An 18,050-nucleotide genomic window follows, 5' to 3' on the forward strand; every position below is an offset into this window, starting at 1 on the left:
GAATATGAAAAGAATTACGATTTTACTTCTAGTAGTTTTCTTTGTTGCGCAAGCTGCTACTCATGCAAGCTCGTGTACAACGGTTAAGATATTAAAGGATAAGATTGAAAAGAGTATCTCTGACCGCGATACGCTTGAGGAAGCAATCTTTCTTAGTGACAAAATTAAAGAAGCCTCTAAATGGGCCGAGTGGTCCGATATTTCAAGGAAAGACCAAGAAAAAGGCGGAGATAAGATTTTATCAATGGCCGAAGTTGAATCAATTTTTTCAGCTAAAGAAATCGATATTCTTCTATTAATGGATTTACTTAATGAAAACAAGAATGAAATTCATGGTGAGATGGGTGTAAATCTTGGCATGATTGGTGGTTCCCTAGCATTTTCTTTTGTGGGCTCAAGAGTTGTTAATAAACTTCTCGCTCATGGTTATAAAACAGGATTTATGAAACATGCTCAGAAATTAATTATTGATGATCCAGAAAACAAAAAGAAGGCATCGAAGATTAAAAATCTTTCTCTCGCTCTTGCCGTTATCTCACCAGCGTATTTTGGTTATAAAGAGATTCAACTTTATTCGCTATTAAAAGATACGAAAGAAAAGTTAAATACGATGGCCGAAGTAAGTGCTGCTCTTCCGGAACTAAGTGTTCTTGAAGAAAGAATTGAAAATGATAAGATTAGATTAATGGAGATTGAATCTAATCTTACTTGTGATTAACGGGAGCAGTTTTAAAATACTATAAACTGCTATAGAGAAATGGGGATCATTTATTTATTATAGAAGTCATTTTTTGAACTGAACCCAAAATACCGCCATAAATATCGGGAACTTATCTAACATGAATCTTGGCATGATTTGCATCAATCATGTCATGATATACCGCTGCCCAAATTTAGACTGCCATTCAACTACTAAAAACAAACTTATTTCCAAAGATGGATTCTTTTTTCGGAGAAGTGATTCGAGAAAAATCCAACGTTTTGTCTGCAAAACTTGCGGAGGAAAGTTTTCTCGTGCAACTTTCGCTCTTGAAAAATATCAAAAGAAAAGACGCATTAATCGAAGACTATTTCTCGATCTGGCTACGAACAACTCCATGAGATCATGTGCGAGAAAATACAAGGTAAACTACAAAACTGTACAAAGTCGCATGGATTACTTCTCTAAAAAGGCAAAAAAGAACCAAAAGAAGTTTCTTAAGAAGTTAGAAAAATCTAAAGTACAAGTGATGCAATTTGATGATTTGGTCACTAGTGAGCATACTAAAATGAAGCCGCTTTCGATTACTATAGCAGTCGACAAGAAACGTCGCTATATACTTGCAGCAAAGGTTTCAAGCATTCCTGCATTTGGACTACTCGCTGATAAATCACGAAAGAAATATGGATATCGAAAAAATGATCATGAAAGAGGATTAGAGAAAGTATTTGAAAAAATCAAAAAACGTTGTCAATCAAGATGCAATAATTCAATCAGATGAACACCAAGCATATCCAAAGTTTGTGAGTAGGTATTTTTCTGAAGCTGAATATAAGAGATACAAAGGGGGACGAGGTTGTATCGCTGGACAAGGTGAACTAAAGAAGCTCAGATTCGATCCACTTTTTACATTGAATCATACGTGCGCCATGTTTAGGGCAAATATTAACAGACTAGCAAGAAGAACTTGGTGTACGACAAAGAGAGTCGACATGCTTCAGAAGCATGTCGATATTTTTATAAATTACTATAACTCGATTTATTTGAGAGATGCTGTCCCCATTTAACTGGAGCAGTTTAAAAATAGTAATTAAACCCAACTCCTAGATAGCTGAACTTACTTGAAAGTTCATAGTTTTCATCGGGGTGGGCGCGCTTAAAATCTTTCGACTTTGTCCACGTTTGATCTTTGTAAGCAATAAATGCAAATGGTTTCACTTGCTTGCTATAATTGAACATCCAGCCTAGATAATACCATGATATGTAAATATCCTTACTACTGTAATTTAAAGGTATGTAGTAACTATTTTTAAAATAGATATTGTACTTGTGAGCGCCAGCGTCGAAGTGATGATAAGTTAAAATAAGCTCTGGCTTGAGAGTGAGTAAAGTTTTTGTCCAGTTGTTATGTGTTTTAAGGTTAACACTCCCAGTGAAAAGCTTTTCTTTAATTGAGATATCTCTTCTAAGCTTTAAAAATAGTGAAGATCCAAAATCGATGTTTTCACTGCTCTTCTTCCATGACCAGTTTCCAGTTGATGTATTCTGTTGCCAGTCGTTATCATGGCGATGTCCGTAATTGAGATCGGCCTCAAAACCATATTGAACAAATCTACTAACATTTCTTCGAAGTGAAATGTTGGCATTACCTTCATTTCTTTTATCTTCTTTTCGTAAATCAACAGTTGTTACTATTGAGTGTGTTTCATCAATAGTCTTAAAAAGTCTTGTAATAAAATATGGGTTTCCATCTTGTTTCTCATTTCCCTCTGGGAAGTGTGCTCCTATCGCGAGGTTACTCATAATCATTAGTAAGAATATCTTCATACGCGTCCTTTATATCTAATTTATTCTCTAGACCTTCTTCTCCCTCAAATTTCCAATTGAGGCCTTTAGTCCATGGTAGAAATCTTGGGGCCGTGAGTGCTGCATTAGAAGAAATTTTAAGTCCTTCCCCTGCGTTAACAGTTTTTGTTTGTCTGGTTGAAAGGCTTGTCGAATCAACGACACCTTCTCTTACACACATCCAGGTATCTGTATTGCCGTCTATTTCATTTACAGCGACAAAGAATGTCGTTCCCCGTACAGCAAGTGAAGCTGTTCTCGTTGTGACCTTAAGTTTTGTCGGGTGATCAATTATTTTACGTTTAACAAGGTTAAAAAATGAACTTCCTTTTTTAAGACTTATTGTTGTTGGAGATAAGTTGTCCAGTAAACTCTCAATTGAGATGACCGAGTTCGAATTTAATTTAATTGTTGTTCCATCTTCAAATTTTATAACGACAAGAGAATTTTCCTTTGTTGTTAGCGTAGTTGCAGATTTAACTTCGCTTCCTTTTTTAAGGACGGTTTCCTTGTTTTTATGAATAGCGGTAGCTTCACCTTTGACAAAGAGAACCACGCCATCTGCAGCCAGTAGAGTTGAGCTTAATAGAAGAGCAATTATTAAACGAATCATAAGATTCTCCTGTTTTTTATATTGAGTCTAATTCTGTTTTGATGTTTAGACAAATTCTGTTTTTCGATACGATCCATCGAGCCAGTTTTGAAGATCAGATTTATAAAATTTAGAAAAAATATTGTCATTCAAGCCGCCTGGAAGAACAGTGAATGCATAATTTTCATTCATCGTTGTCACCATCTTCCAGCTAGGGAGAAACGAAGAAGCCCGACCTTTTGTTCGGTAGACAGCACCCTGTGAAACAGTTGCACGGTTGCCCTTTACTGGCACATTACGTATATCTCGACTGATAAACGCAGGTAACTTTCCATCGAATAGGATAAAATTCATATCAATTTTGTTGGCCTCTCCCCAAATCTGTGAATCTTTTTTAACTTTTAAAGCATCGATTACATACTGTGCAGCTGATTTTGAATTAAACCATAAATTGTACTCAGGTTCGCAGATTTCTGAAAGAAAAAGCCTATCAAATAGACCATAGAAATCAGTAACAATACAAGTTTCACTTAGCGTATAGTGGCACTCTTTAAGGTTCAATAAGTGATCACTAATAAAGTTTTCAAGTAGCTTTTTATAAAAAACTTCAAAGTCTGTGGCCGCTTCTGAATTGATATTATAATCACAGTCAAAGTCTTTTAGGTGTGAGCTAGAGAACTCTTTATTGTATCTTTTCAAAAAGTGCTCTGCCTGAATCGAGTAGGTTGATGCCTGGAGTTTCTTCATGAAATCTTCTGTCCAGGTTTTCTTAGAAAGCTCTCTGTTAATGTAGTCTATGCGATAATCTGCCATAGGAGCGTTTATTACACAGGCGAAGTTTTCGTCGTTGAGGTTGTTGTTGGCCGTAACAAGAAATCCTTCTTCTGGGTTCTTGTCACGTCTTAGTTGGTTTCCTGGTATAAATCCTTGCCATTGATTTTCTTTTCTAAATCCGAGTAGGGGGAGGAGACCACGGTCTTTACGATTTGGAGCGAGACCTGATTGTTGATAAATAATGTTTCCTTTAGTGTCACTCAATAGCCAATTACAACTAATACAAACTTCAGCGAGAGAGTCTGCTAACTGGTCAATATGGTTTGTCGTGAATATATCTGTTAGGGCCTTGAACGTTTTTGAGGCACCGTCTTTTTGACATGTCCAGGCCATTGATAAATGGAGTCCGTCACTTATTACTTCTGAAGACGGATCATATTCAATGACACCATTTCTCGTTTCAAGAACTCTAATTTTTTCATCATGATGCTTTTTTCTTTTAATAATTTCTTTTCTTTTGAATAACTCGATAAATTCTTCTTCGTTTCTATAGGACTCACTTCTAATCTCTTCGATAAAGTAGTCAATAGTGTCCATAAAACCATATGTAAATGAGAAAGCTAAATCCTGACTTCTTCCCATTACTATCCCTGGTATTCCTGGCATTGAAATGCCAAAGAGATAACTGTCTTTGAGTTTTAATTGCATTTCATACCATACACTTGGAAGTCTGTTGCATTCAAGGTGAGGGTCACATGAGTGTAGAGTTGTACCTTCTGTACTGACCACCCAATTATTTGATGCTTGTACTTTTGGAATCAATCTTAGGAGGTCTTTCGCAGACGGAATTATATTTTGATAAATCTTAGTCTTTTTTAATATGGCCACAAGTTCTGATGAAATCTTTTCTTGTCCATTCATAAGGGATTCGACTTTTTCTTTAGGTACGCCTTTTTGAAGAAGCTCTATAAAGAACTTTTCGAGATCTTGTTGGCCTTGGGCCAATCCTAAATAGCTCATTGCCTTGACCGTCATGATACAGTCTTTTATCTCCCAAGGGCGATATGAAATACCAAGAGCTTTGAGTACGAGTGGAATTTTTTTGGAAATAACGGAGTTAACTCCATCACAATAAGATTGTAAGTAATTACTTGTATCTTGGTCTAGAGTTTGAACTTCAAGTTTGGAGTAATGATCTAATCCTAATGTTCGCATGAATTTATCGATGGCCAGTCCATCTTCATCATCATTCAAAAGTTCACAGATACGCCCACTGGCAATGATGCGAAGAAGTTCCATTTGAATAAAGCGATCAGTAGCGTGGTAATGGCCCTGCCAGTAAAAGACCTCTCCAAGGTCGTTTGTGTCAAACTCAAGAACACGTGTGACACCATTTAGAACTTCTGTTTTATTTGTTTTTTGATTCATATATTTCTCAGTATGATTGATCAAGTCTTAGTACTTCATCAGAAATTAATTGGTGCGCTTTATCCTTTAGCTCGTTTAGGCTATCCAGCGTATGGCCATCAGAATTGATTGGTTCTAAGACACTTAGTTTTACCGTCCCTGAGTTCCAACGAGTTAGATCTACCCACTTGTCAAAACTAGAGACAGCAATTGGGAGTATTTCAAACTTACCTTTGATCGCGGTGACAAAGGCTCCTTTTTTAAAAGGTAATACACCACGACCCTTTGATCTTGTTCCTTCTGGCATGATCCAGATATTGCAATTGTATTTCTTTATTGTTTCGACAACCTTGTCCATGACGTTCCATGCTTTTTTGCGATTGCCTCTGTCAATAAGGATATTCCCTGAAAGCCAGTACATTAGGCCAAAGAATGGAATATAGAGAAGACTCTTCTTACCAACAGAGACTGTCTTACGTGGACAGATTACTCCAACATAGAACATGTCATAGTTTGATTGGTGATTAGAAATAATAACTGAACCCTTAGTATTTTCAAGGCGCTCTTTTCCTTCAATTTCTACTTTGAGGCCAAGAATGAATTTACCGATGTAACCAAAAATTCTTGCGATAACAAAGGTGTTTCCTGGGTGTGCAGGCCTGAAGATACAAATAATCGCCCATAGAGTCGCAAAGATTGCAATGAGTAAGGCGGTAATTGCGAGTCTTATATATTTTAAAATCATTTATTCCTCTTCTTTTAATTAAAACTTATGTGTGAAGCTTGCCATGAGAATATAGATATCATCTTGGTAGAGTGAGGCCTTCTTAGGCTTGGCAGAAACGTAATTTAGTTCGAACTTGTCGGCCCCAAAATATTTTGTATAGGCGTAGTGTTGACCTTGTCTATTCGTCGCTCCATAGTATGGAGAAACGAGTGTTGAAACAATGACGTCACCATCAACATCGAAGTTTTCAAATTTTAGTTCATGAACTTCTTTAATTTTTAACTTAGTCCCTGCTAAGAGAGCAGAGTCATTAGTATTAGAGTTTTCCATGTACTGACCGTAGAAAGTGAGTCCTGAAAAGACTTGTTTAAATCCTACTGCCGCGCTGAGATTATGACCCTCATATTTAAAGTTAAATTTCGAGGCCTCTTCATTACCATTCACTGTGTTGCCGATATAACGCGCCTTGTTTGCAATTGCAGAGTTAAGGTCTCTGATGACGTAGTAGTCGTACTTAAGGTGAAAGAGAAGTGACTTATTGTTGTAATTAAGCTCTATTCCACTTAGGTAGTAATTAGCTGACTTCTCTGTTAATCTTCCTGTTCTATAGACAGTAGAATTACTACTGATTACTTTTTGGTTACCGTTAAACTGTAGCTCAAAATTTTCAAAGTCGATTACTTTAACAACTTCTTGAAGTCCAAGTGAAGGTGAATAAATAAAGAGTGGAGAATAAGTATTATCGAGTCTTGTTATACCTGCTCGAACTCGAAGCCAGAAGATCGGCCTGTATTGATAGTAAGCCTCTTCTATTCCAAATGTCGAAGCCTTGCTATAACTGTCATTGTTTAATGAACTATGTGATCCTTCTTCGAAAAAAATATTCATCTTGCCGTAGTAAGAAGAGGTTTCATCTATTTCACCTTTTGCATATACACCTAATCTCATTCCACCCTTAAGTGAACTTACTTGAGTTGACTCAACGTTTAGGGTGTAGATAGACGTATCAAACTTTGGAGTTGGAAGTGAGGCCGCGAACAGGGGCGTAGCTGATAAAAAAGCTAGAGAAATCGCTTTAAATGAAAAGTTCATATAATTCCTAAATTATTGATTTATAAGTATATTTTAATGAAAATTCACCAAGTGTTAATCTTTTTTTTACTTTCTTACGATAAGTTTACTGTTTTACTAAACTTTTCCTAAGGAAGTGTTATTTATGGTTGTAGATAAAGAATTGATTGACGATTTTTGCTCTGAAGTCACAGTCATTAAACGTGAGTTAGCCGGTTATATCGCTAATATGATGAAACCAAAAATAGAACAGATCGATCCTTCTTACTTTGCTAAGTATGGTAACGCGATAGATCGTATCTATGGAACAGCTGCAACCCTTGGTTACACAGATATTGCTAGTTATTGTCTTGCGATGAAAGAGGTAACTTATATGGCATCACAATCGAATAGCGCCCTTGGTCATAAAAAGACAATCAAGATGATGATTGAATCCATTGCACTTTTAGAGGAGCTGATCACAGCTATTTATGATCAAAGTAAAATGAAGCTTTACAAGAATAAAATAATAATGGAAGTCAAACGCGTTGAGCGTATGAATCGTCAAGAATTTTACTCTATTACTAAAAAAAGCTGCTAATAAGAGGTTATAATGAAGAAGTTATTCATCCTAACTTTACTGACATCAGTATATTCATGTTCGTCGTTTACCAATCGTTATCCTGCATCAATTAGTGACTCTAAATTTGTAAAAGTATTTACTGAAATTGAAGATGCTGTAAAAGAGGGAACTGATTCACCAGTAGTCTGTCACCAAAAACTCGATGAGTTATACTTAAAATTATATGATATCGATTCAAAGCAAATTGCAATGGAAAACTTCACTGATGCACAGTTTGAGTCTTTTGTGCAATCTTCATTTGAATTGCGTCTGGAAATCAAAGAGAAGATGAAGGCCCTTAAAGTTAGTGATGAAACAACGAAACGCTGTTTAACAAGTGTTAAGAATATAGTAAGAGCGCTTCGATATTTGGAAGATTACTTTGTTGAATATTCTTATACAAGAAATAAAGAAGCAATGCCGAAGGAGTTTGTTACTCTTGAAGGACATGGTATATTCTTTCAATCAAACCCTGAGTTTAATTTCAATTCTCATGAAGACTTAAAGTCTGGAGACGTTATTCTTTCGCGTGGGAACGCTTACTCATCTGCGGCAATTGCACGAATTGGTGATGACGATACTCAATTTTCACATTTAACACTAGTCTATAAAGATGAAAAAAATAAGCTGCATACTTCAGAGGCCCATATTGAAATCGGAAACGTTGTAGCTCCTTTTGAAATACACATTGATGAAAAGAATGCTCGTACCGTAGTTTTTAGAAATAAAGATGAAGTCCTTGCTCATGAAGCAGGGAAGTATATGTACAATCACATCAAAGATTACAAGGCCAAGAAGAAAAAGAATATTCCATATGATTTTACAATGGACTATCACTCAGATGATGAGATTTTCTGCTCCGAAGTTATTTACCATGGATACCTAAACGCGGGGAAGAAAATCTATGGTGTTCCGTATGATGTACCCGAACACAAGACAACATTCTCTCCAGGACTCATAAATTTTTTAAATGGTATTGGTATCAAAGTTAATGATAAAAATATCAAAACATTCAATACTTTCGGGCCAGGTGAAATTCAATTTGATTCACGTTTTGATATCATAGCAGAATGGAGAAATCCGCAGAAATTAAAAGATACGCGTTTTAAGGATGCTATTTTGACAAAGATTTTTGAATGGATGGAAAGAGATAAGTATGAGTTTAAATCGTCATTTATTTCTAGTGTCGGAAATTCTTTTGCTTGGCTTATGAGAAAAACTGGATGGTCAAGAGCCGTTGTAAAAGCTCTGTCTGGTGTGGAGCTTGAAGAAAAGTTTCCTACAAATATGGGTGTTAAGCAAATGAATCTCTTTGTTGTTTTAGACAAAGTTGGAGAAACCTTATACAAGAAACTTGAAGAAGAACAAGCAAAATCGAAACAACCACTTTCATTTAAAGAACTTTTTACAATCTTAGAAGAGTATAAAGCTCAGGATTTAAAAGTATATGAAAAGTACAGAAAAGATCGTCGTGAAAATTTACGAAATAATCATGGTAAAGAGCGCAGATTCAAGAGAATCAAATTAGTGAAACCAGACTTCCACTTGTATTTTTCAAAATAAATGAGAAAATAAAATACATAAGGGAGTTTTGATATGAGTAAAGATGAAATAGATCACTTAAAGATTAAGGATCTCGAACATAGAAATTTTAGAAATGATGACTTTTGGAAGAGTATTCCTGGTTTTGCTTCTGTTACACGCGGTGAATTTTCAGATCACATGTGGCAACTTAAAAATTCAATTAGAAAAATCGATCAAGTAAAAAAACTACTTGGGGATAGAATGTCGAAAGAGTTCTATGATGACATGGTTGCAGGTCAACATATTACTCCCATGAACATTCGTATCACTCCATATGTCTTCTCGCTTATTGATTGGAATGATCCATTAAACTGCCCTCTAAGAAAACAATTTCTTCCTGTAGGCTCACAGTTTATTCCTGATCATCCAATGCATATGGCAGACTCACTTTCCGAAGATGAGGATTCTCCTGTTCCAATGCTTACACATCGTTATCCTGACAAGGTTTTATTTCTGCCTCTCACTATTTGTCCAGTTTATTGTTCATACTGTACAAGATCGAGAATTATCGGTGGTTCAACTGAGTCCGTAGAAAAAGAAACTTACGGTGCTAATCAAAAATATTGGGATGATGTTTTTGAATATATTAGACAGCATCCTAAAATTGAAGACGTCGTTATCTCTGGTGGTGATAGTTATATGCTTAATGCAAAACAGATCCGCTATATAGGTGAGAACCTTCTAAAGATTCCACATATTCAAAGAATTAGATACGCGACTAAAGGTATTGCTATTTTCCCTCAAAAGATTCTAACTGATGATGAATGGGTTGGAGCAATTAGTGAAGTCCACAAACTTGGTCGAGCATTTGGAAAACAAGTTGTTATTCATACACACTTTTCAAGTCATCTTGAAATTACAAAGTGGTCGCAAATGGCGATGGATCGACTTTTCTCTGAAGGAATTATCGTTAGAAATCAGGCCGTTCTACAAGAAGGTGTAAATAATCATGTTGACGACATGGTTCTTTTAACACGTAAACTAGGTCTGATTAATATTCAACCTTACTATGTTTATATGCACGATATGGTTCCTGGTTGTGAGCACTTTAGAACGACTTTAAGTGATGGTATACGTCTAGAGAAAGCGGTTCGCGGTACGACTGCTGGATTCAACACACCTACTTTCGTGTGTGATCTTCCTGGTGGAGGAGGAAAGAGAAACGTTTCTTCATATGAATATTATGATAAAGAAAATGGTATCTCTGTCTGGACTGCACCATATGTGAAACCTGGCAAAGTATTTACATACTTTGATCCGATTCATAAACTCTCTCCTGAGGCGCAAAAGCGTTGGCTTAGCGAGAATGACCGTAAGATCATGATTGATGAGGCCATCAAAAAAGCTAATCTATAAGAATTCAATATCTTGACTGCCATCATCGTGTGGCAGTCATTTTCCGTTTAAATAACCCTGAAATACTGTAAAATCAGCACTTTAAACTAAGTGTTCTTGGGTAATTAACCGATAAAAGATAAAATAACATTATCTTTTAAAAAAGTTGGTTGCTATGAGACTACTAATAAAAATTTTACTTTCAATATGTATTTTTAATGCTCAACTTCTTGCGCAGGATGAGCTAAGTGCTTCGCAAGCAAAAATTGAAATGCAAAAGGTTATCGTTGAAGTAAAAAAAGAAGTAGAAGATAAATTTAATAAAGGTGACTCGCTTGAAACAGTTCTTTCATACCTTGAAGAGCTCGAACTAAGTTCTAAAACACTTTCAAATGAGGTTACTGAGCAAATAAAAAAAGCCGGTAGTTTTAATTCTCTTAATGCAAGAGCAAAGGCAACTACTTTAAATAGAGCAATTTTTCTCGAAGGGAAACAATGTCGTAAATCTCTGAATGCTTGCGCTGAAGGAAATGACCAATGTTGTGATGGAAACTTCTGTCGTGAAACTCAGGATGGAAGTTTTAAATGTGTACCAAAAGTTAAAGCAGGACATTGTGACCCAACACTAAATCAATGTGAAGATGGTTCATGTCGTATGCTTCTTCGCTACTCAGATATAAACCTGTGCACGACTTACGGGGACAGTTGTACGAACTCAGGAGAGTGCTGTTCTGGTAGTTGTAATAAAGATACGAAGAAGTGTGAAGCTAATTATCAATGTACGACATGCCTTGATAAAGGAAGTAAGGTATCTTCAGGAGTAGAATGTTGTGATGGCCTATATCCTAATGAAAATGGTATTTGTGTACCGATTATTCCAATCACATTTTTTTACCCAATTAAAAGCTTTTTAAATTTATTTGTGAGCAATTCTTACGCTGCATCCTCTGCTGAAGATATGGCCGAATATGAGAAACTGTTAGCGGAATTGAAAGCTAAAGCAATACAGGCGTCAGATTCGGCCACATCATCTAAGCTCGTTGCTAAATATACAGGTGATTTAAAATCATGCCTTACTTATGTTAGAAGCGAGACAACTGTTAATTGTTATTCAAAAGTATCCGCGAGTATTCAAAGTACAGTATCTGGTTTGAATAATATTATTAAACAACAGGCATCTGTAAAAGAAGAAGCTGCCAAACTTAAAAAGAAAGTTACTGAATTGGGGGCAACTGGTGATAGTGGCTATGCAAGCCTCCTCAATAAGATGAATAATGATGCTAGGAATTGTGCTAAGAATGCAATTGTAGGCGTTGCCAATGGTGCATCATCTTTGCAAAGTGGACAAGAGTGCCTAAGTAGTGTTCAGTCTGAATATTCAGGAATGGTCTCAGATATTGATAGTCAATTGATGCAGCTGAAGGTTCAGCTCGCAGAAGAAGGGAAGAATGTAGAATTCTATTCCCCTGGGCGTGTTCAATCAGATGCGAGCTTGTATAAAGACTATGATGTTAATGCGCCATTGCTTTCAAAAATCACAGTGTCCGACATGAATTCATGTCGTGTAAATCTTTTTGGTGATTATCTTGCAAATCAAAGTAATGATTATTTCAATGTCGTTATTACACTCTTGGGGATGGATTTTATTACAAGTGGTGGTGGTGTTGAAGATTATTTTGACGTTAATAACTGGAACTACCAAACTCAGGCGCAAGAAGAAGATATTCAAAATTTTGATGCCGATAGAATAAAAGAAGATAAATTCAATTCAGAGTATGCAAGCCTTGTAAAAGATGAAATTGCAAAATACTACAGAACATTAACCGTAACAGAAAAGAAAATTTTTGGTTATCTCTTTAAAAACTCATTTGTAGGGGCGAAAGAGAAATCAGTAATTCTTGATTACTATATGAGTGGAAAAGGAGATCAGGCCGATAGTCTTTTTACTCTTTTTGAACCACCTGCTCCTGAAACATACAATCTATTCAAAATTACGAGATTTGAGAGTGTGAAGTTTAAACTTTTCTTATACAAAATGTATGGAAAGCTAAAACAAAAAAGTATTGAGATGATGTGTCGCTGTGTTGATACTATGGGACCTATTAAAGGTGATGCTTGGCTTGAAAAAGATGTTGAAGCTAATTACATTCGAGAATGTCGTGGACGTGGTAAATACAATAAATTTGTAATGATGGAGGATACCTCTTGTCGTGCAGTTGATAACAATGGAAATTGTGTTGATGCTCAAAGTAAAGAATATATCGGCAAGGTACTAAACGACAAGGAAGAAGAGTTTTCCAAAGACCATGTTAACTCTGCAACAAAAGATGAAACGACGGGAAAGGTTGATGTTAAATACAATGATCCTCAAGGCGAGAACGCAGGTTCTTTAATTGCCAATGATTTTGCAATAAATGAACTAGATAAGTTAAAGCAAACAAAAGAGAAAATAAGTAAGGCCGATAAATTTATTGTTAATGGTAAGGTTACTTTTGAGGCAGAAAGAGGTGAGAATAAGGCCGGTCTTGGTGAAGGACTCCTGTTTACTGAGTTCCTACGTGATATGGCCATGATGAAGGTTGAGGCGCTTGCCGATGCAGCAAGTAACAACGTCTTCTCTATTTCGCAGACTTTGTCTATCACGACTCAGTTTATTTCAACTTATAACTGGAGTTATCAGAAAACTCGTACGGAGAGATTTGATAAAGTTAAAAAGTATACTTGGGCGCAACTTGTTTTTGCTTTCCTTATCCAATTAATTACAGGAAGCGACACTGCTGGAGGTGCAGGTTACTATACTTCTGGTACGGTTGGTACGATCAATTTTAAATATGATGGTCAAAATGTCTCCCTGCAAAATGCAATTAAAGATTCTCTCCAATCTCTTAATCTTCGTCCATCGGTAATTTGTGAGAAGAGAAAGTACAAATCAAAGACATGGAAAGTTGCAAGAATTCCAATCGGAAAGAAGTATTACTATAAGTGTATAAGAAATCACATCGAAAATAATAGTGTGTGTAATGATAAGGTTCCAGTTGGTCTTTGCCTCAAGAGTGTTTATGTGACTGATCAAGGTGGAGGTTCTAGCTTTATTATTGATCCATTTATTCCGCATGGTTCAACCCTTGTTAAGAATGACAACTTCTTAAAGAATAAAACAGTAAGGACTCTTGAAAATCAACATATTGATCAAATCAAAGCAAAAGCGAAAGAGTATATAAAGTCACAGTTCTTCGAGTACTCAGATGCGGAGGCAGATCAGTTTGCTGACTTTGTGTTTAAGTATCACTTTTGGTATCCAAAGAAAGCAAGGCTGATCCGCTATATGACACAAGGTCTGATTCCATACTACGAGAGACTAACAGAGAAAGCATTCAATCTTAATATGGCAATGTATAGTGATTTATTTAATACGTCGATGTATGCGCTTAAAATGCATAATGTCTATGTAAACACAGATCGCAATATCGAAAACTCAACAAGAATGTCACAGGACCTCATTGGTAGTGAAGTGACAGAGATTGAGCAAAACCCAAGTGCAGGTATCGTTGGCCACTTAGGTACATTTGCGATGCATAGTAACATCTCTTCTGAGCGTCTCGATATTAATACTGATGGCTTTAGAAAACTTGTTGCCACAGGTCTCAATAGTAGTGATCAAAAAGTACAATCATTTTCAAATGCCCTTAAGAACAGTATTTCGGGGCAAGCAGCTCGGGAAAAGAGAATTAATGGGATGAAAGATTACCTTTCTAAGAAAGGTAAGAGTTCTGAATATGAGAAACTTTTAAAAATTAAAAAAGAGCGAGAAGATGATGCTAATAAAATCAGTGAAAATTTAAACTCATCACTTAAGCAAGGTCTCGGACTCTCAGACTCTCAAATTAATTCGACATCTGGAACATCTCTCGCTTCTTTAAGACGTGGAAATGGTGACAAGAGCGAAGTGAATAAAGGGCCAAATAAAGGTGCAGAAGACAGTAGTGCAATTAAACTTGAAGGTGGTGATGGTCTGAAGTCTCGAGCTAAAGGTGGCAATAGTTTAATTGGCGATAGCACAGATAAAAAGCTAGAGGATCAGCTTTTAGATTTCTCAGATCTTGAAGGTGGAAATATTGAAGGAATTTTTCTTGGAGCGAACGGTGAAAAATTAACGGCCGAAGAAGTTAAGAGATACCTCACTGCTAAAGGTATTAATATATCTAAAATGGATGAACCTTCAGAGAGTGGAATACTTAAAGAAAATGAACGTGAAGGGATTTCAATATTTGATAAATTATCACGCCGTTATGAGCGTTCTGCTTTTCCACGTTTTCTTACTGTAAAAAAGAAGAGTGAATAACTTGGTCATTCTGCCATAAAAAAAGTGTCATCTTGGAAAAAAAGATGGCACCACTTTTTCTAAAATCCTTGAAATCACATTGTTCTGTAGCTTTTGTCCTCCTATATTTTTGGCATGGATAATGCTTTAATCAAAGTATCACAACAGGAAGTTGTGAAACCCAAGTCAAGGATGACCGATGTTAGTAGTGAGCCAGAAGTCGATCTTAGGATGCCTCTTTATTCTCTCTTTATCTATTTCTCCCGTATATGCAAAATTTATTGTTAAGTATAAAGACGGAACTGTTGCAAAGACAGAAATCGATCCTCGTGAAATGATGGCGATGACATCATCAGATGGAAATGAAATTGAGTATATTGAAGAAGATGTTATTTTAAAAAGACACGCAACAACTTCTAATGACCCGCTCTTTAGTCAACAGTGGGCACTTTCAAATTATCTCAATTACTCTTTTATGCGAGCTAAGAGCTATGAATCAACTGTAATTAATGTTGCGGTTGTTGATACTGGAATAACTGCTCATTCTGATCTCAATTCCGTAGTTTTACAAGGAGCTGACTTTATTTCGGATACTACAAACTCTCGAGATGGAGGGGGACGCGACGCTGATCCTTCTGATCCAGGCGATTACGCAGATGGAACATGTGGAGAGTCAAGTTCATCTTCATGGCATGGAACCCATATCGCAGGAATTATTGGTGCAGTAAGTGGTAATGGATATGGCATTGCTGGAGCAAGTTCGAGTGTTCGAATTATCCCTGCTCGTGTTCTTGGCCCTTGTGGTGGTCAAACATCGGATATTGCAGATGCAATTAGGTGGGCCGTTGGTGGAAGTGTTTCTGGGGTTGCTGTAAATCAAAACCCAGCAAGAGTTGTCAATTTGAGTCTTGGAGGTAAGAGTAGCTGTAGTCAGTATATGCAAGAGGCCATTGATTACGCCAATTCAAGAGGCGCTGTCGTTGTTGTTTCCGCTGGAAATGAGTCAGCATCTGTTGATTCAATGGAATATACTCCTGCAAATTGTCGTGGGGTATTTAGAGTGGGTGCTATTACTTCTTCACTCTATGAATCAAGTTATTCTAACTATGGAGAGATCGTTGATATCTCTGCTCCTGGTGATATTATCTATTCTACTGTTAACGGTGGTTTTACATATCCTTCAGCATCGGGGAGCTTTAGAACAATGAGTGGGACTTCGATGTCTGCTGGTTTTATTTCTGCGGCCATCGCTAGTGTTTTCTCGGCCAATAGCAATCTTACAGGTGAACAGGCAAAAGATATTATCGTGAGAAATGCCTCTTATGTTAATTGTAGAAACTATAACTGTACACAAGGGGCGGTAGATGTCTACGCTGCAGTTCAAGATGCGGTATCAGAAGTTAGAGACACTTCATTTACTTATGATGATCCAGTCGTTGTAAATGGATATCAGTCTTCTTCATCGTATTTAACACGCTCTGGTAGCTCTGGCGGTGGAGGACTTTGTGGCACGATCGACATGCAAGATGAAGATAAGGGGCAGACAAAGAGAACTATATTATTTCTAGCACTACTATTTGTAACAATAAATTTTTCAACTCGATTAAGAAACTTCTTTAAAATCACTGCAAGTAATTAGTGCTCCATTATCAGTGAGGTCGCATTTCTCTACGCGGTAGAGGCGATGCTCTCCTTGCGGTTCTTTAAGATTAATAAGAGCACTCGTTGGCAATTCCTCTTTAGTTTCTATGATTAGTTTTTTCGATGTTTTTGATTTTATCTTGTATTGATTTATAACTTCACTAACCTCATAAATCTCAATGTATTCGGGCGAGTCTTGTAGCCCGTTATCAATATGCTGATTGAGCTTATTTATGATTTCATCAATGGTCTTATCTTTAAAGAGATAGTCACAAATGCCAATTTTAAATGCTTTTTCAATAGTTCTCTCGTCTTTGTTATTAGTGAGGACACAGATATTTATATTTTTGTTGAGATCCTTAAGTTCTTTGATTACTTCGAGGCCATTTTTTAGTGGCATCATCATGTCGACAACGACCCAACAATTTGTTAGTTTGGTATCGACATCATTGTTAATAAAATCTAGTCCAACTTCAGGGTCTTGGAAATAGAGTACTTTTGAATCATCACGGTAGAGTAGGTACTTCTTAAGAAGTAGTCCCATATCAACTGAATCATCTATTATCACGATTAGAGTTTTCATACTTAAATTATAATAGAATGAGAGTTAATGAATTATAGGAATTTTGTTAAGAAATATTGCCGTTTACTAATTTTGAATGGGCCTTTGTATTTATGAACGCAGGCCCGTTGTCATTTGAATTAGGCTAGTTGAATAATTTTATAACCTTCTCCATATACAGATTTAATCGCATAGTTGGAAGGTTTAATTTTTCTTCTAATCGAACTAATGTAAGTATCAATCATACGATCATTGACCTTGTGGTTATCCGGCGCGATATGATTAAGAATTGATTCTCTTGAAAGAACTCTTTGAGAGTTTTTAAGAAGTAGGTGAATAATTTTAAACTCACTCGAAGTGAAGTGAATTTTATCTCCACGAATAAGAACTTCTTGTGATGGAATATTTAAAGAAATATCTTCGTACTCAACTACTTCAAGCACAGATTCAGTTTTTAAATTTGAGAGAACTGTTTGGATAATCGCTCTAAGCTCTTCTGTTTCAAAAGGTTTTTCCAGATAGTGTACGGCTCCTAGCTTGTAACCAGTGATTCTAGAGTTTGCACCTGTTTTAGAACTTATAAAAATAATTGGTGTATTCTTTAACTCTTCAATTGATTTAATCTGACTACAAAGTTCGTATCCACTTTGATCATCAAGCATGATATCTAGGATAATGAGATTTGGTTTAAGTTCCCATGCCTTGGCAAGTCCTTCTTCCGCTGTTCCAACACTTACAACTTCGTACTGAGGGTCTAGTACCTTGGAAACTAATAGTCTGATATCTTGGCAGTCATCTACTAGTAATACTGATTGTCGCATGCTCATGCTTTTCTCCATTCTTTAACAATATTCAATAAAAATTATAAATCATTTTTTCTATTGCGCTAG

The 18,050-nt window shown here is 36.3% G+C and carries 15 protein-coding genes; 8 read left to right on the forward strand and 7 right to left on the reverse strand.

Translation table 11 applies throughout. The features are described 5' to 3' along the window. Positions 1-4: 4 nt before the first annotated feature. The 3 genes from M900_RS01165 (at position 5) to M900_RS01175 (ending at position 1,767) form a co-directional block, all read left to right on the forward strand. Positions 5-718 (forward strand): hypothetical protein, encoded by a 714-nt coding sequence (locus M900_RS01165; RefSeq protein ID WP_021272949.1) that lies wholly within the window; start codon positions 5-7, stop codon positions 716-718. Positions 719-872: 154 nt separating this feature from the next. Then, the gene (locus M900_RS01170) at positions 873-1,481 is read left to right on the forward strand and encodes a hypothetical protein (RefSeq protein ID WP_198295921.1); all 609 of its coding nucleotides are present in this window, start codon (positions 873-875) and stop codon (positions 1,479-1,481) included. Between the two features lie 22 nt (positions 1,482-1,503). Next, positions 1,504-1,767 (forward strand): hypothetical protein, encoded by a 264-nt coding sequence (locus M900_RS01175; RefSeq protein ID WP_021272955.1) that lies wholly within the window; start codon positions 1,504-1,506, stop codon positions 1,765-1,767. A 10-nt stretch (positions 1,768-1,777) separates the two neighbouring features. On the opposite strand, the gene M900_RS01180 is transcribed toward M900_RS01175, so the two are convergent. The 5 genes from M900_RS01180 to M900_RS01200 are packed head-to-tail and all read right to left on the reverse strand — an operon-like array spanning position 1,778 to position 7,137. After that, entirely contained in the window at positions 1,778-2,527 is a 750-nt protein-coding gene (locus M900_RS01180) for a hypothetical protein (RefSeq protein ID WP_034730703.1), read from the reverse strand. After that, positions 2,496-3,158, reverse strand: coding sequence for a FecR domain-containing protein (locus M900_RS01185; protein WP_021272947.1), 663 nt, complete (start codon positions 3,156-3,158; stop codon positions 2,496-2,498). Before M900_RS01185 ends, M900_RS01180 begins: the two co-directional genes overlap by 32 nt. A 45-nt stretch (positions 3,159-3,203) precedes the next feature. After that, entirely contained in the window at positions 3,204-5,339 is a 2,136-nt protein-coding gene (locus M900_RS01190; RefSeq protein ID WP_021272965.1) for a penicillin acylase family protein, read from the reverse strand. A 7-nt stretch (positions 5,340-5,346) separates the two neighbouring features. Continuing rightward, positions 5,347-6,063: a 1-acyl-sn-glycerol-3-phosphate acyltransferase gene (locus M900_RS01195; RefSeq protein WP_021272992.1), complete on the reverse strand. Its 717-nt coding sequence runs from the start codon at positions 6,061-6,063 to the stop codon at positions 5,347-5,349. 18 nt (positions 6,064-6,081) lie between these two features. Then, complete coding sequence (locus tag M900_RS01200) at positions 6,082-7,137, reverse strand: hypothetical protein (RefSeq protein ID WP_021272948.1); 1,056 nt, start codon at positions 7,135-7,137, stop codon at positions 6,082-6,084. Positions 7,138-7,348: 211 nt separating this feature from the next. On the opposite strand from M900_RS01200, the gene M900_RS01205 reads away from it, so the two are divergent. The 5 genes from M900_RS01205 to M900_RS01225 all read left to right on the forward strand — a co-directional run bounded on the left by M900_RS01205 (position 7,349) and on the right by M900_RS01225 (position 16,596). Then, entirely contained in the window at positions 7,349-7,696 is a 348-nt protein-coding gene (locus M900_RS01205; protein ID WP_198295923.1) for a hypothetical protein, read from the forward strand. Positions 7,697-7,708: 12 nt separating this feature from the next. Continuing rightward, complete coding sequence (locus M900_RS01210) at positions 7,709-9,280, forward strand: YiiX/YebB-like N1pC/P60 family cysteine hydrolase (RefSeq protein WP_021272970.1); 1,572 nt, start codon at positions 7,709-7,711, stop codon at positions 9,278-9,280. Positions 9,281-9,313: 33 nt separating this feature from the next. Continuing rightward, entirely contained in the window at positions 9,314-10,657 is a 1,344-nt protein-coding gene (locus M900_RS01215; protein WP_021273015.1) for a KamA family radical SAM protein, read from the forward strand. 154 nt (positions 10,658-10,811) lie between these two features. Beyond that, positions 10,812-14,978 carry a hypothetical protein gene (locus tag M900_RS17870; protein ID WP_021273014.1) on the forward strand — a complete coding sequence of 1,389 codons (4,167 nt, stop codon included), beginning with the start codon at positions 10,812-10,814 and terminating at the stop codon, positions 14,976-14,978. Positions 14,979-15,156: 178 nt separating this feature from the next. Beyond that, the gene (locus M900_RS01225; protein ID WP_021273035.1) at positions 15,157-16,596 is read left to right on the forward strand and encodes a S8 family peptidase; all 1,440 of its coding nucleotides are present in this window, start codon (positions 15,157-15,159) and stop codon (positions 16,594-16,596) included. Here M900_RS01225 and M900_RS01230 read toward each other — a convergent pair. Both M900_RS01230 and M900_RS01235 read right to left on the reverse strand, forming a co-directional pair. Continuing rightward, the gene (locus M900_RS01230) at positions 16,561-17,181 is read right to left on the reverse strand and encodes a response regulator (RefSeq protein ID WP_084703362.1); all 621 of its coding nucleotides are present in this window, start codon (positions 17,179-17,181) and stop codon (positions 16,561-16,563) included. The genes M900_RS01225 and M900_RS01230 overlap by 36 nt on opposite strands. 119 nt (positions 17,182-17,300) lie before the next feature. Beyond that, positions 17,301-17,987 (reverse strand): response regulator transcription factor, encoded by a 687-nt coding sequence (locus tag M900_RS01235; protein ID WP_021272961.1) that lies wholly within the window; start codon positions 17,985-17,987, stop codon positions 17,301-17,303. Between the last annotated feature and the right edge of the window lie 63 nt (positions 17,988-18,050).

Source organism: Bacteriovorax sp. Seq25_V, from assembly GCF_000447795.1.
Classification (GTDB): Bacteria; Bdellovibrionota; Bacteriovoracia; order Bacteriovoracales; family Bacteriovoracaceae; genus Halobacteriovorax_A.

What these genes read in the sequence shown, in the direction of transcription:
- M900_RS01215 (WP_021273015.1), top strand. Translation starts at nt 9,314, where the DNA reads ATGAGTAAAGATGAAATAGATCACTTAAAGATTAAGGATCTCGAACAT.
- M900_RS01195 (WP_021272992.1), bottom strand. Translation starts at nt 6,063, where the DNA reads ATGATTTTAAAATATATAAGACTCGCAATTACCGCCTTACTCATTGCA.
- M900_RS01165 (WP_021272949.1), top strand. Translation starts at nt 5, where the DNA reads ATGAAAAGAATTACGATTTTACTTCTAGTAGTTTTCTTTGTTGCGCAA.
- M900_RS01200 (WP_021272948.1), bottom strand. Translation starts at nt 7,137, where the DNA reads ATGAACTTTTCATTTAAAGCGATTTCTCTAGCTTTTTTATCAGCTACG.
- M900_RS01235 (WP_021272961.1), bottom strand. Translation starts at nt 17,987, where the DNA reads ATGAGCATGCGACAATCAGTATTACTAGTAGATGACTGCCAAGATATC.
- M900_RS01225 (WP_021273035.1), top strand. Translation starts at nt 15,157, where the DNA reads ATGTTAGTAGTGAGCCAGAAGTCGATCTTAGGATGCCTCTTTATTCTC.
- M900_RS01205 (WP_198295923.1), top strand. Translation starts at nt 7,349, where the DNA reads ATGAAACCAAAAATAGAACAGATCGATCCTTCTTACTTTGCTAAGTAT.
- M900_RS01180 (WP_034730703.1), bottom strand. Translation starts at nt 2,527, where the DNA reads ATGAAGATATTCTTACTAATGATTATGAGTAACCTCGCGATAGGAGCA.
- M900_RS01170 (WP_198295921.1), top strand. Translation starts at nt 873, where the DNA reads ATGATATACCGCTGCCCAAATTTAGACTGCCATTCAACTACTAAAAAC.
- M900_RS01210 (WP_021272970.1), top strand. Translation starts at nt 7,709, where the DNA reads ATGAAGAAGTTATTCATCCTAACTTTACTGACATCAGTATATTCATGT.
- M900_RS01185 (WP_021272947.1), bottom strand. Translation starts at nt 3,158, where the DNA reads ATGATTCGTTTAATAATTGCTCTTCTATTAAGCTCAACTCTACTGGCT.
- M900_RS01230 (WP_084703362.1), bottom strand. Translation starts at nt 17,181, where the DNA reads ATGAAAACTCTAATCGTGATAATAGATGATTCAGTTGATATGGGACTA.
- M900_RS01190 (WP_021272965.1), bottom strand. Translation starts at nt 5,339, where the DNA reads ATGAATCAAAAAACAAATAAAACAGAAGTTCTAAATGGTGTCACACGT.
- M900_RS17870 (WP_021273014.1), top strand. Translation starts at nt 10,812, where the DNA reads ATGAGACTACTAATAAAAATTTTACTTTCAATATGTATTTTTAATGCT.